Source organism: Limibacillus halophilus (genome assembly GCF_014191775.1).
Taxonomy (GTDB): Bacteria; Pseudomonadota; Alphaproteobacteria; order Kiloniellales; family CECT-8803; genus Limibacillus; species Limibacillus halophilus.
Window position 1 is genome coordinate 137,677 of the sequence record NZ_JACHXA010000007.1, and the last position, 13,479, is coordinate 151,155.

The 13,479-nt window shown below is 59.9% G+C and carries 9 protein-coding genes; 6 read left to right on the forward strand and 3 right to left on the reverse strand.

What is annotated here, in order from left to right; translation table 11 throughout:
* The first annotated feature begins 156 nt into the window (after positions 1-156).
* From FHR98_RS12705 to FHR98_RS12715, 3 genes are read left to right on the forward strand one after another with little or no spacing between them, the layout of a single operon-like run.
* Complete coding sequence (locus FHR98_RS12705; protein ID WP_183417077.1) at positions 157-852, forward strand: phosphatidylserine decarboxylase; 696 nt, start codon at positions 157-159, stop codon at positions 850-852.
* The gene (gene pssA / locus FHR98_RS12710) at positions 852-1,607 is read left to right on the forward strand and encodes a CDP-diacylglycerol--serine O-phosphatidyltransferase (protein ID WP_183417078.1); all 756 of its coding nucleotides are present in this window, start codon (positions 852-854) and stop codon (positions 1,605-1,607) included. Before FHR98_RS12705 ends, pssA begins: the two co-directional genes overlap by 1 nt.
* 38 nt (positions 1,608-1,645) lie before the next feature.
* Positions 1,646-2,071 carry a gamma-glutamylcyclotransferase family protein gene (locus FHR98_RS12715; protein ID WP_183417079.1) on the forward strand — a complete coding sequence of 142 codons (426 nt, stop codon included), beginning with the start codon at positions 1,646-1,648 and terminating at the stop codon, positions 2,069-2,071.
* A 21-nt stretch (positions 2,072-2,092) separates the two neighbouring features.
* On the opposite strand, the gene FHR98_RS12720 is transcribed toward FHR98_RS12715, so the two are convergent.
* Together FHR98_RS12720 and FHR98_RS12725 are read right to left on the reverse strand one after the other, a co-directional pair.
* Positions 2,093-4,720 carry a cation-translocating P-type ATPase gene (locus FHR98_RS12720; protein ID WP_183417080.1) on the reverse strand — a complete coding sequence of 876 codons (2,628 nt, stop codon included), beginning with the start codon at positions 4,718-4,720 and terminating at the stop codon, positions 2,093-2,095.
* Positions 4,717-6,075 (reverse strand): MBL fold metallo-hydrolase RNA specificity domain-containing protein, encoded by a 1,359-nt coding sequence (locus FHR98_RS12725; RefSeq protein WP_183417081.1) that lies wholly within the window; start codon positions 6,073-6,075, stop codon positions 4,717-4,719. Before FHR98_RS12725 ends, FHR98_RS12720 begins: the two co-directional genes overlap by 4 nt.
* Positions 6,076-6,302: 227 nt before the next feature.
* Between FHR98_RS12725 and FHR98_RS12730 the strand changes: the two genes are divergently transcribed.
* From FHR98_RS12730 to FHR98_RS12740, 3 genes are all read left to right on the forward strand, one after another.
* A complete protein-coding gene (locus tag FHR98_RS12730) occupies positions 6,303-7,847 on the forward strand; it encodes a trimethylamine methyltransferase family protein (protein WP_183417082.1) in 1,545 nt (514 codons plus the stop codon).
* Between the two features lie 75 nt (positions 7,848-7,922).
* Entirely contained in the window at positions 7,923-10,355 is a 2,433-nt protein-coding gene (locus tag FHR98_RS12735) for a GcvT family protein (protein WP_183417083.1), read from the forward strand.
* 41 nt (positions 10,356-10,396) lie between these two features.
* The gene (locus FHR98_RS12740) at positions 10,397-11,662 is read left to right on the forward strand and encodes a M24 family metallopeptidase (RefSeq protein ID WP_183417084.1); all 1,266 of its coding nucleotides are present in this window, start codon (positions 10,397-10,399) and stop codon (positions 11,660-11,662) included.
* Here the strand turns inward: FHR98_RS12740 and FHR98_RS12745 are convergent.
* Positions 11,659-13,371 carry a SulP family inorganic anion transporter gene (locus FHR98_RS12745; RefSeq protein ID WP_183417085.1) on the reverse strand — a complete coding sequence of 571 codons (1,713 nt, stop codon included), beginning with the start codon at positions 13,369-13,371 and terminating at the stop codon, positions 11,659-11,661. The genes FHR98_RS12740 and FHR98_RS12745 overlap by 4 nt on opposite strands.
* Positions 13,372-13,479: the final 108 nt, after the last annotated feature.

Here is a 13,479-nt window from a genome sequence, read left to right on the forward strand (position 1 = left end):
GACCTGACGTTTGCGGTGGCCGCAGGTTCTCTCGCGCCACCGGCCGTGTCGTTACATTAGAATTCTGGTATGGGATCGACGGGCAGTCTATGTTGCCGGGCAAATGGGCGACCAGAGGGTTGCTGTGCACCATCAGTTGTGAGGTTTTCGAATACCATGGACATGTTGAAGATCGTAGCGCCGCCAATTCATTCCGAAGGGTGGAAGTTCATAGGCATCTTTGCCGCAGTGACGCTTGTTCTGTTCTTGTTTATCGAACCACTTGGTTGGATTGGGGCGGGCGCGACCCTCTGGTGCTACTATTTCTTCCGTGATCCCGAGCGGGCGACGCCGCTGCGCGAAGGACTCGTGATTTCACCTGCCGACGGCAAGGTTTGCAGTGTCGCCCCGGTAGCGCCGCCTTCGACTCTGGGCCTTGGTGATGAGCCGCGCGTGCGGGTCTCCATTTTCATGAACGTGTTCAATTGCCATGTGAATCGCTTGCCGATCGCTGGACGTATCACCAAAATCGTTTATACGCCGGGCAAGTTCTTGAATGCCTCACTCGATAAGGCCAGCGAGGATAACGAGCGCAATGCCCTGGCAGTAGAAATTGACGGCGGCTATGGCGATCTCGGCGTTGTGCAGATCGCCGGGCTTGTCGCCCGCCGTATCCTCTGCGAAGTGGAGGAAGATCGTCACCTTGAAACTGGAGAACGCTTTGGGATGATCCGTTTTGGCAGCCGCTTGGATGTCTATTTACCGGTTGGGTCCGCCTCGCTGGTCGCCGTGGGACAAACCGCGGTCGCGGGCGAAACGGTCATTGCCGATCTGACAAGTAAGGAGGCGCAGCGTGGCGCCAGGATTAGCTGATGCCCGAATCCCGCCGCCGTAAGGCTATTCCAATCCGATTCTTGATTCCCAGCCTGATGACGGTGCTGGCGATTTGCGCCGGTCTGACCTCCATCCGTTTTGCCATCGACGGGCGGCAGACGATGGCCGTTTATCTCATACTGCTGGCCGCCTTGCTGGACGGCATGGATGGTCGCGTGGCCCGCTTGTTGAAGGGCACCAGCAAGTTCGGCGCAGAGCTCGACTCCCTCGCCGATTTCGTCAATTTCGGCGTTGCTCCTGGATTGCTGCTCTACCTAAGCCTTCTTCAGGGGACCGGGCCGCTGGCCTGGTTGTCCGCCTTGATCTTCGTGATCTGCTGCGGCCTGCGCTTGGCGCGCTTCAATGTGATGGCCCAGGCGACCGACGGGCCAGCCTGGGGAAAAGAGTTCTATGTCGGCGTGCCTGCGCCAGCCGCGGGCTTGTTGGCATTGCTCCCGTTGTTCCTCCATTTCCTCGGCGTATCGGTAATCGAGGGCGCGCCGGTACTGGCGGCCTTTTATCTCATTTTCGTTGGTTTTCTCGCGGTCAGCCGGATACCGACCTTTGCAGTCAAGAAGGTCAGCATTCGGCGGGATTTACTGTTCCCGACCCTGTTGGGCATGGCGGCTTTCGTGGCGTTCCTCTTCACCAACGTCTGGCTGGCGATGACCTTGGGATCGCTTCTCTATCTTGGAAGCTTGCCGCTGTCATTGCGGGCCAAGCGCCGCCGCTTCGGCAAGGGCGAAGACGGCTAAGGAATCAACAGATTTGTGTGAGATTGAGGGGGCGTGCGATGCCTGATCTTTTCTTTTATGGAACGTTGCGCGATGCGCTGGTGCGCGAACGGGTGATCGGTCGGGCCGGTGCACCGCAGGATCTGAGGAGCGCCACGCTTTCCGGGTATGCCGTGCGCCGGGTGCGTGGCACGGCGTACCCCATGCTGGTAGCAGAGGAGGGAGCCAGGGCCGAGGGAATTGTTATGATCGGCTTGGTTTATGACGAAATCGCGCGCCTAGACCGGTTTGAAGGTGTGAACTATCGACGCGTGGCCGGCGATGTGATGTTGTGCGATGGCTGGTCCTCGGTAGAGTTCTATCTGCCATCCAGACCGCTTCCCCAGGACAAGGACCCTTGGGTCTTCGAGCAGTGGCAGCGTGAGGATCGCGATCGCTTTTTTCATCGTGATTTCAATCTTGAGGGTGTGAAGCCGCCCGCCTGATCAATGCCGATGGTGGCCTGCTCAAAGAATTCTGCCGCGCAAGCATTTGTATAGCTCCATGACGACGACAAGCCCTAGTGCCAGGGGCAGAACTGATACGATCATGTACCAGGTTGGCTGGACGATCCCAAGGGTGCTTCCCAATCCCGGAATCCAGGCAGACGCCAAGTGAAGTCCTAGCGCCAGTAGAATAGACGAGATCAAGACGGGGTTGTCACGCAGCGGCAAGCGAAGGATCGAGACCCGTTCCGAGCGGCTGTTGAGCGCTTGCACGTTCTCGAAAAGCACCATCATCAGCAGGGCCGTGGTTCTTGCCTCCGCGTCACTCCAACCTTGCGCAATGGCTTGTTGGAAAACGAAGAACGTGGCCACTCCCATGTAAAGTCCCGCCAGCAACACCTGTTCGGCCATACGGCCGTCGAACAGTGCTTCCTCCGGTGGGCGGGGCTTTTGCTTGAGCACATCCCGATCACTCCGTTCGAAAGCCAGCGCGATATCTTGAATGCCATTGGTTACGAGATTGAGCCACAGCAGTTGGACCGCAAAGAGCGGTAGGGGCAGGTTCGCGACCAGCGTCAGCAGGAACAAAACGATTTCACCGAAGCCAGTGGCCAGCAGAAGCAGGGTCACGCGACGGACGTTGTTATAGGCAATTCGTCCTTCCTCGATCCCATTGACAATGGATGCGAAGTTGTCGTCCGTGATGATGAGGTCGGCGGCTGCGCGGGCCACATCGGTGCCAGCCTGACCCATGGCCACACCTACATTCGCAGCGCGCAGGGCGGGCGCGTCATTAACGCCGTCGCCTGTGACCGCGACGAAGTGCCCTGTTTCGCGCAGGGTCTCGACGATCTGCAGTTTTTGCATCGGCTCAACCCGTGCAAATACCTGCGCGCGAGCGATGAGGGCCGCGGCGCCTTCGCCAGCCTCATGCAGTTCCGTGCCGGTGATAACCTGACTTGGGTGCTGGGCAATACCAAGGTCGGAGGCAACGGCCAAGGCGGTTTTCGGGTGGTCGCCGGTGACAAGGCGAACTTCAATCCCAGCTTGCTGACATCGCTGGACAGCGAGTGGAGCGTCGGGGCGTAGAGGGTCGCTGATTCCTGCAAATCCCAAGAACTTTAGGTTCTGAGGGGGCTCCCCCTTTTCAAGGGCCTCTCGCGGGACCTGTCCTTGAGCAACGGCAATTACGCGCAAACCCTCGGCAGCCCAGGAGGCGGCCAACTGAAGCATTTCCTCGGAGCTGTTGGCGCAAAGGGGTAACACCGTTTCCGCCGCGCCTTTGACGCAAGCCAGATAACCCCCTTTGGCATCGTCGTGGAGAGTGGCTTGAAAGCGCTTTGCGGGTTCATAGGGAATTTCTGCCAGCCGGGGGTGCTCCAGTGCCATTTTCGCGCGCTCCAGTCCGCTTCTGCGGGCGGCCATTAGAAACGCGCAGTCCACGCTGTCGCCTACCGGACCGTTCGGTCCGATCTCTGCATCATTGCAAAGGCAGGCTGCTTCCAAAAGTCGTGCCTTGCCCGGTGATGAGGTGTCGATATCTATTGCCGAGTCCCAGCTCCCGTCGAGGGGCGAAAACAGTTGCACGACCGTTAGCTTGTTCTGCGTGAGGGTCCCGGTCTTATCGCTTGCGATCAGCGTGCAAGCACCGAGCCCTTCCACGGCAGGGAGCGAACGCACGATGACATGCCGCGCCACCATGCGGCGGCTGGCAATTGATAGGGCAACGGTGATTGCAATCGGTAAACCTTCGGGAATGGCTGCGACGGCCAAGGCGACGGCGGTTACGAAGACCTCTTCCAGGGCGGTGCCTCGGCTGTAGGCGGCAAACCCAATTGCCGATACGGCGAGAAGGCTCAGGATCGATAGGCGCCGGGTAAAATGCCGAACCCGCACGACCAGGGGCGGGTCGCTCAGATCCGGGCTGTGCAGGGATTTTGAAATGCCTCCGATAGCCGTCTTGGCCCCGGTCGCTGTGACGAGGCCCACGGCGCGGCCTCGATCGATCGTCGACCCGGCAAAGATCATTCCCCATTGATCCGCCAATCCGCATTCAGTCGCAGATTGGTGCTGGGTGTCCTTACTCGTGGGTTCTGATTCCCCGGTTAGCAGAGACTCGTCGGCGGCAAGGATTTGGGCGAACAAAAGACGTATATCAGCAGGCACGGCATCGCCGCCTTCAACCTCGACCACGTCCCCGGGAACGAGTTGGCTGGCGGGCTGCCGGATGAGCGTGTGACCGGAATCGCTCGGTCGCCGCACACGGGCAATTGTTCCCAGATAGTGATCAAGGGCCTCGGCGCTCCGTTCGGCTTTCCATTCCTGAAACGCACCAACGAGGGCGTTGAACAAAAGGACGGCGCCGATAAACAGTGCGTCCGCAGGCTCTTCGATAAGCAGCGATACCGATGCGGCGGCGATTAGAAGCACGACCAGCGGATTTGCGAACTGGCGCAGGATGATGGCGACGGGGCCCCGCTTCCGTGGCCTTGGGAGGCTGTTCGGTCCTTCCCGCGCCAGACGCCGCGCGGCCTCCTCCGTTTCCAGCCCTTGCATCGACGACCGTAGGCGCTCAAGCGCTGCGTCCGGTGTCAAGGACTGGAAGGGTGCCTCGGCCTCGCCGTTGTTTTCGCGTCGCGACGGCGTCATTCCAAAGTCACCGCATCACGATAATCGGGAACCCGGCAACGCCAACCGAGGGCTTCCTCGATGCTGTGGCGCAAGGCATCGGCGGCGGCAGGCTCGCCGTGCGTGACAAAAGTTGTGCGAGGCGCGCGTTTGAAGGTCGTCAGCCAAGCCAGAATCTCAAAGTAGTCCGCATGTGCTGAAAGCATGTCGAGCATCTCGACCTTAGCGCGCAACGGGTAATAGTAACCGTGAATTTTGATTCGGTTTGCCCCCTCGGCCATATCCGCGCCGCGCGTGCCGCCGGCCTGGAAACCGGCGAACAGAATGGTGTTCTTCGGATCCGGCGCGAAATGCTTGAGGTGATGGAGCACGCGCCCACCCGTCGCCATGCCGCTGGCTGAAATAATGATGAGCGGCATGCTGGAGCGGTCCAGTGCTTTTGAGCCTTCGACGTCGCGTACAAAGGTTGCTGCCCGACACGCTGATCGGCTCTCCGCCGCCGTCAGTCGATGTTCATCGTGATGTGCCAGGAAAAGCTCGCTTGCGTCGATGGCCATGGGGCTATCGAGATAAACCGGCACGTTTGCTATTCGCCCAGTCTGCTTTAGTTGGTGGAGATGATAAAGCAGCGCCTGTGTCCGCCCGACCGCAAATGAGGGGATCAAAACACTGCCGCCGCCTGACACTGTCTGATTAATGACGTCGGCCAGCTTTTCCTCGACATCGCCATCTGGATGCCTGCGGTTTCCATAGGTTGATTCCACCACCAGGTAATCGCATTCAAGGCCAACCGTAGGTGGTAACATGACGGGATCGTTTGGACGTCCAAGGTCGCCGGAAAACAGCAGGCTGCGTTCCTCGGCACGCAGTTCAACCATTGCCGCGCCAAGGATGTGACCTGCGCGCCGTAAGGTAAAGCTGACGCCGTCCCCGAGTTCCATGGACTCTTCGAAGGAGACCTCTCGGAGGGACTTCAACGCTAGGCGGGCATCCTCTTCTGTGTACAGCGGCAAAGCCGGAGAGTGCTTCGAGAAACCGTGGCGGTTGGCGAACTCGGCGTCGCGCTCCTGTAAATGGCCGCTATCCGGCAGGAGTATGCCGCAAAGCGCGGCGGTCGCGCGGCTCGTAAAGACCGGGCCCTTGTAGCCGTCACGTACGAGCAGCGGCAGATACCCCGAATGATCAATGTGGGCGTGCGTCAGGATCACGGCATCTATTGTTGCTGGGTTAACAGATAGCGGTTCACGGTTCCGCAGGCGCAGGTTTTTGAATCCTTGGAATAGGCCACAGTCTATCAACAGGCGTTTGCCGGCAGCTTCGACCAGATACTTTGACCCGGTCACTGTTCCCGCCGCACCGAGAAAGGTTATACGCATGGTGACTATGATCTCCGTTCCTGGGGTTGAACCGCCACAATCTCAATTGTCGCTGCATAAACCGATTAGCGGGATGACGTAGATCAATCGGCGGTGTCATTAGCGCCTGAGGCAAGGAACCGTCGGGTGTCGGATTTGTTCTAGTTAGAGTCGAGAGAGGGCTGATTTCTCAAAGTCGCTGCCCCTAGCATCATACAGAGAGGGCAGCACCAAGGGAGTTCGCCACAATGACTGAAGAGAGCCCGCGCCGCCGCCGTCGCCAATCGGCGCGTGAGGATTTTGAAGCGCGTGCGCTAAACCAAATTCCCTGGCGCAACATCGAATCGCCGTTTCCGCCGTTATGTCCTCTGAGCGACGATCAATTGGAAGCGGTGCACGAGGCCTCGCTTCGCTTGCTTGCCGAGCAAGGCGTCGAGGTTATGAGTGTCCGGGCCCGCGACCTGTTTCGCAAGGCCGGGGCCACGGTCGATGAAGCCTCCGGCGTTGTCTGCCTGGAGCCTGAGCTGATCTTGCAGCTCATCTCGACAGCGCCAAATGAGTTCATGCTAACGCCCCGTAATGCCGGTCACGCAATTCGGATTGGTGGAAATGCAATCAATTTTGGGTTGGTTTCTGGCCCGCCCAACGTCCACGACTGCTTGCGTGGCCGTCGTGCCGGTAATCTCGAAGACTACTGCAGCCTCATCAAGATGGCGCAAAGCTTCAACGTGATTTCCTTCCTGGGCAACCAGGCAACGGCGCCTCAGGAGTTGCCCGCAAACAACCGTCACCTCGATACCTGTCGGGCCAACATCGTCTATACGGACAAGATCTGGAACTGCGTATCGATCGGTGCGGGGCGCGCACGTGATGCCGCCCAGATCATGGCCTTGTCGCGCGGGCTGACGTTGGAGGAAATGGCCGAGAGCCCCGGCGCCATCACCAACATCAATATCAATTCGCCCCGTAAGCTCGATGAAACCATGGCCGAGGGCGCCATGCAGATGGCCGAATTGGGACAGGCGGTAATTGTCACGCCCTTCACGCTGATGGGGGCGATGACGCCTGTCACCATGGCGGCGGCGTTGGTGCAGCAAAATGCGGAAGCCTTGATCGGCATTGCTCTCACCCAGTTGGTCCGCGCCGGTGCGCCAGTGATCTACGGCGGCTTCACCTCCAACGTGGATATGCGATCAGGCGCCCCCGCTTTTGGCACGCCGGAGAACTGCAAGGCGAATATGGCCGGCGGACAATTAGCAAGACGCTATGGGCTGCCTTACCGCACGAGTGCCTGCAATGCCTCCAACACGGTCGACGGTCAGGCTGTCTACGAGACGCAGTTCGCCCTTTGGGGTGCCGTCAACGGATACGGGAACCTGATCTATCATGCCGCCGGGTGGCTGGAGGGTGGGCTCGTCGCTTCTTTTGAAAAGCTGATCATGGATGTGGAGACGCTGCAGTGCATGGCCAAGGTTCTGGAGCCGATTGCGGTGTCAGAGGAGGAGTTTGGTCTGGAGGCGATCCGCGAAGTGGGGCCGGGTGGGCATTTCTTTGGATCGTCCCACACGATGGAGCGCTATAAGACCGCGTTTTATGAACCGCTCCTCAGTGACTGGCAGAACCACGAGAATTGGGAAATTGCCGGCGCGAAGGATGCCACGGCTCGCGCGACGGAAGTTTGGCAAAGGGTGTTGCAGGAATACGAGGCACCGCCAATCGATCCCGCGCGGCTGGAAGCGGTCGATGCCTACATCGCGCGACGCAAGGAGGCAATCGGAACCGGCGAACCCTGAAGGGGGCGCTGGCAAAGGCAACATTAACGGCCTCTGGCCACTTGGACACGAGAAGCAAGGAAGAAGGCCCACTCTATGAAATCCCACGCGCAAGTTGTTGTCATCGGCGGTGGCGTCGTCGGTTGCTCGGTTCTCTATCACCTCGCGAAGTTCGGTATGAAGGACTCGGTGTTGCTGGAGCGTTCGGAGCTTACCTCCGGGTCGACCTGGCATGCGGCGGGCGGCATGCATACGATCAATGGCGACCCCAACGTCGCCAAGCTGCAGAAATACACCATCGAGCTTTACCGGGAGATCGAGGCGCTGTCTGAGCAATCAACGGGCCTGCATATGACGGGCGGCGTGATGCTGGCGGCGACCGAGGCGCGATTTGATTGGATCAAGGGGCTTGTCGCCAAGGGTCGCTATCTGGGGATCGAAGCCGAGATCATCACGCCGGAAGAAGCGCATCAGGACATGCCCTTGCTCGACCCCAAGCGTTTTGTCGGGGCCATGCGGACGGTCGTCGACGGCCACCTCGATCCTTCGGGCACGACCCATGCCTACGCCAAGTCGGCACGCAAACTGGGCGCCGAGATTCACCGTCATACCAAGGTCGAAGACATCGTACGCCAACCGGACGGGCAATGGCTGGTGGTGACCGACAAGGGCAATATCCTGGCGCAGCACGTGGTCAACGCGGGCGGACTTTGGGCGCGCGAGGTTGGGCGCATGGTGGGGTTGGAGCTGCCGGTTTTGGCGATGGAGCACATGTACCTCATCACCGAAGACATGCCCGAAGTTGCCGAGGTCAACCGCACCACGGGGAAGGAAGTGGTGCACGCTGTGGATTTTGACGGTGAGCTGTACTTGCGCCAGGAACGCGGCGGCATGTTGATGGGGACCTATGAGAAAGCCTGTGTCCCCTGGTCCGAGAAGCGAACGCCCTGGGATTTCGGGCATGAACTTCTTGAGCCGGATATCGACCGCATTGCACCGTCGTTGGAGGTGGGCTTTCAGCATTTCCCGGCCTTCCAGAACGCCGGCATCAAACAGATCATCAATGGCCCCTTTACCTTCGCACCGGATGGCAATCCGCTTGTCGGCCCGGTTCGCGGCTTGCCGGGCTTTTGGTGCGCCTGCGGCGTCATGGCGGGTTTCTCCCAGGGCGGTGGTGTCGGTCTCGCGCTGGCGAATTGGATTATCGAAGGTGACCCGGGTTTCGACGTCTGGGCCATGGACGTCGGCCGCTATGGCGATTGGGCAACGCTAAAATACACCAACGCAAAGGTGCGCGAGAATTACTCGCGCCGCTTTTCCATCAAGTTCCCCAACGAGGAGCTGACCGCCGCGCGGCCGCTCAGAACGACGCCCATCTACGACAAACTAAAGGAATCAGGCGCTCAGTTTGGTGCTGCCTATGGATTGGAGGTTCCTCTGTGGTTCGCGCCGAAGGGGGTTAAGGACAGCTTTTCATGGCGGCGCTCAAGCGATTTCGAGCAGGTAGGCAAAGAGGCCAGGGCCGTCCGCAGTTCCGTGGGTTTGAGCGAGATTTCAGGCTTTGCAAAATACAGTGTGACCGGCACGGGCGCGCGCGCTTGGTTGGACGGTATCCTGGCCTGCCGGATTCCCGATCAGGGACGCATGACCTTGGCGCCAATGCTCAAACACGACGGCAAGCTGATCGGCGATTTCACGCTCGCCAATCTGGGCGAAGATGCCTTCTTCATCGCGGGATCGGGGATCGCCGAGGAATACCATATGCGCTGGTTCGAAGAGCACCTTCCCGGAGATGGCTCGGTGACGGTCAAGGCGGAGGGTCTGGGACTCGTCGGTCTGGCGCTGGCGGGGCCGAAGTCCCGAGATTTGCTGGCGCGCCTGGCGGACCACGATTTGTCGGATCAGGCCTTTCCCTTCATGGCGATTTCCTGGATGGATATCGGCATGGCGCCTGCTTTGGTTGGGAGGGTGAGCTACACCGGCGACCTGGGTTACGAGATTTGGTGCCGCCCGGAGTATCAGCGCTACCTCTTCGATGTTCTGATGGATGCAGGTGCGGCGCATAGCATCGCGCTCTTCGGGTCACGTGCGCTCAATGCTCTTCGCCTCGAAAAGGGCTTTGGAAGCTGGGCGCGTGAGTACCGACCGATCTACGGCCCTTATGAAGCGGGCCTTGGACGGTTCGTGTCCCTGACGAAGAACGCGGACTTCATTGGCAAGGCGGCGGCAACCAAGGAAAAGCAGCAGGGCGGCAAGCTCCGTCTTTGCAGCTTCATACTTGCAGCCAAGGACGCCGATGTGATCGGTGACGAGCCGATCTGGTTCAGAGGTGAAGTGAAAGGTTGGGTGACTTCCGGCGGCTATGCGCACGCTTCCGGAAAATCGGTTGCCATGGGCTATGTTCCGAGGGAGATCGCCGGAGAGGCAGAGGGCTGGGAGATCGAACTGCTAGGCGAGAGATTGTCCGCGCGTCTGCTCAGCGAACCCTTGTTCGATCCCAAGGGCGAAAGAATGCGCGGTGCGATCTGAGTGCGTTTTTCTGCGACCTGTTTGGAAAGGGAGAGTCGGGGATGAGCATTGATGCAGTAGAGGTTGCCGGCGGTCATGCGAAAGAGCTTGCGTCGATGGCACGCCAACACGGTGCCATGGAGTATACGCAAGCTCCCGTGGACCTGGATGTGGTGCGTCTTTACCGTCTGGGTCGCCTGCGAGAGGAGATGCAGAAAGCCGATGTTGCCGGGTTACTCCTCTATGACCAAATCAACACCCGCTACGCGACCGATGCGACGAACATGCAAATCTGGTGCTCCCATTATGAAGCGCGCTGCGTTTTCGTGGCACTCGACGGTCCGGTGGTCCTTTTCGACTATGCCAACTTGCCGCATCTGGCCGAGGGTCTGCCGACGGTGGATGAGTACAGGGTCAACTCCTCGGCCTACTACTTCACCGCCGGCCCCCATGCCGAAGCGCGGGCCAAGAAGATGGGTCAGGATGTTGCCGAACTCATGCGCCAGTACGGCGGCGGTAGCAAGCGCCTCGCGGTGGATCGATTGTCCCATCTGGGGAGCGACGCGCTGCGGGCCGAAGGTTTGACGCTCCTGGAAGGCGAGGGGATCGCGGAGCGTGCCCGCGCCGTGAAGTCAACGCAAGAACTGGCGCTCATGCGGGCTTCTATTGCGGTCTGCGAGGAAGGCTGTCGCGAGATGCGGTCCATCCTTGAGCCCGGCATCACGGAGAACGCACTCTGGGCCAAACTGCACGAAGTAAACATTCGTCTGGGCGGTGAGTGGATCGAAACGCGGCTGTTGTCTTCCGGGCCGCGAACCAATCCCTGGTTTCGAGAATGCTCAATGCGTGTCATCGAGCGAGGGGATATGGTCAGCTTCGATACGGACCTCATTGGCCCCTATGGCTACTGTGCCGACATATCCCGCGCTTGGCTGTGCGGTGACAGGCCGAACGACGAGCAGCGCCGTCTCTATGCCAAGGCATACGAGCAGATCGAGCACAACATCGCCGTCCTGAAGCCTGGCATGAGCTTTCGCGAGCTTTCCGAGGCCTGTTGGCGGATCCCCGAGGAGTTCCTCTCGTTGCGTTATCCAAGTTTGATCCATGGGGTCGGGCTGGCGGACGAGTACCCCTCCATCAAGCATTGGGAAGATTTCCCGACGAAGGGCTATGACGGCATTATCACGCCGGGCATGACGCTTTGCGTGGAAAGCTTTATCGGCGTTGCCGGCGGTAGAGAAGGCGTCAAGTTGGAAGAACAGGTGCTGATCACCGAGACCGGCGTCGAACGCCTTTCCAGCCTGCCCTACGAGACCGACTGGCTTTAGTTTGCTTCGGGCGCAGCAAAGGTCAATTTTTCGACCGCGCTTCGGAAATCACTTTCCTCTCGAACGCCTTGGCGGGCCAGGAGGCCCATGCGATCCAGGACTTCGCGCGGTTGCGGCTGCAGGCCGGTCAGAATGACTTCGGTGTCATGGCGTCGGCACCGGGCGACAAAACTTTCCAGGGCCTGAGCGCCGGTTGCATCTACCATTGGCACCAGACGCATCCGCAATATGAAGATCTTTGGCGGCGCGCTGATCCGCTCCATGACCTCCCCCAAAAGGTCGGCGACACCGAAGAAGAAAGGCCCGCGAATCTGATAGGCCTCCACCCCAGGCGGCAAGGCGGCGCGCATGCCGTCCTTGCCGTTACCGTTCGCGGCATCGAGTGTGTCTTCCTGGTCTTCCTCGATCAGCAGATCATGGGATTGAATTGCGACCGCACGGGTCATGCGATGCATGAAGAGCATTGCCGCAAAGACCACCCCCACCTCGATGGCCACGGTCAGATCGACAGCCACGGTTAAGCCGAAGGTGATGACCAGCACAAGGCGCTCATCCCAGGGAGCGTGGAGGAGCAGGCGCTTGAAGCGATCGACCTCGCTCATGTTCCAGGCAACGATGAACAGGACGGCGGCGAGGCCGGCCAGGGGAACGAAACTTGCCAAGGGGGCCAGCAGCAGCATGAATAACAACACAAATAGAGCGTGAAATATGCCCGCAAAGGGTGTCCGGCCGCCGGCGCGAATGTTGGTCGCCGTGCGGGCGATCGCGCCGGTCGCGGGAATCCCGCCAAAAGCGACGGACGCGCTGTTGGCAAGGCCTTGAGCAACCAACTCGCAATTTGATCGATGCCGCCGACCGGTCATGCCATCGGCAACCACGGCGGACAGCAAGGATTCCACGCCTGCCAGAAAGGCGATGGTGAAGGCGCTGGGCAGCAGTTCCGCCAGGCGTGCAAAATCGATCCTGGGCAGACTGGGAGAGGGTAGAGTGCTCGGAATGCCGCCGAACCGAGTGCCGATGGTCTCAACGGGGAGCGTGAACAGCGCCGTGGCGGCAGCCGCCACGGTCACGGCGATCAGGAAACCCGGTGCTTGAGGCCGCCAGCGGCGCAGGGCGATGATCAATCCCAAGGAGGCAAGGGCCAGGGCCAGTGTCGTGGGATGAATCAGATCGATATGGGTGAGATAGCTTTGCCACTGCGCGGCGAACCCGGCAGGCGGCTGCTCAATGGCCAGCCCGAGGAAGTCTTTGACTTGGCTGGAAAAGATAATGACCGCGATCCCTGCGGTGAAACCCACGACGACAGGTTGCGGGACGTATTTGATCCAAGTGCCGAAACCGGCAAGCCCCGCCAGCACCAGTAAGGCGCCGGCCATTAGGGTTGCCAGGACAAGGCCGTCGTAGCCGTACTGCGCGATGATTCCATAGACAACAACGACAAAGGCGCCCGTCGGCCCGCCAATCTGAAATCGGCTCCCGCCGAAGGCAGAGATCACGAAACCGGCAATGATAACGGTAATCAAACCCCGCTCCGGCGTCGTGCCGGAGGCGATCGCCAAGGCCATGGCCAACGGCAGGGCAACGATGGCGACCGTCAGTCCGGCGATACCGTCGGCCTTCAGGTGCGGCCAGCCGTATCCTTCCTTGATGCAAGTTACCAACTTCGGAATAAAAAGACGCCACCGGGTCGGCGCAGCATGTTGCGACATCTTAAGGCTGATCTCATTCTCGATGAAACGAAGCAGGACTATAGACGCCGACCGGAAGGGACGCAGCCCGGTAAGCCATGCTTATTTAACACAACAGCAATGTTAAAC

Bases quoted from the DNA above. Each gene is read 5' to 3' on its own strand.
- FHR98_RS12745 (WP_183417085.1), bottom strand. From the start codon at position 13,371: ATGTCGCAACATGCTGCGCCGACCCGGTGGCGTCTTTTTATTCCGAAG.
- FHR98_RS12735 (WP_183417083.1), top strand. From the start codon at position 7,923: ATGAAATCCCACGCGCAAGTTGTTGTCATCGGCGGTGGCGTCGTCGGT.
- FHR98_RS12705 (WP_183417077.1), top strand. From the start codon at position 157: ATGGACATGTTGAAGATCGTAGCGCCGCCAATTCATTCCGAAGGGTGG.
- FHR98_RS12730 (WP_183417082.1), top strand. From the start codon at position 6,303: ATGACTGAAGAGAGCCCGCGCCGCCGCCGTCGCCAATCGGCGCGTGAG.
- FHR98_RS12720 (WP_183417080.1), bottom strand. From the start codon at position 4,720: ATGACGCCGTCGCGACGCGAAAACAACGGCGAGGCCGAGGCACCCTTC.
- pssA (WP_183417078.1), top strand. From the start codon at position 852: ATGCCCGAATCCCGCCGCCGTAAGGCTATTCCAATCCGATTCTTGATT.
- FHR98_RS12715 (WP_183417079.1), top strand. From the start codon at position 1,646: ATGCCTGATCTTTTCTTTTATGGAACGTTGCGCGATGCGCTGGTGCGC.
- FHR98_RS12725 (WP_183417081.1), bottom strand. From the start codon at position 6,075: ATGCGTATAACCTTTCTCGGTGCGGCGGGAACAGTGACCGGGTCAAAG.
- FHR98_RS12740 (WP_183417084.1), top strand. From the start codon at position 10,397: ATGAGCATTGATGCAGTAGAGGTTGCCGGCGGTCATGCGAAAGAGCTT.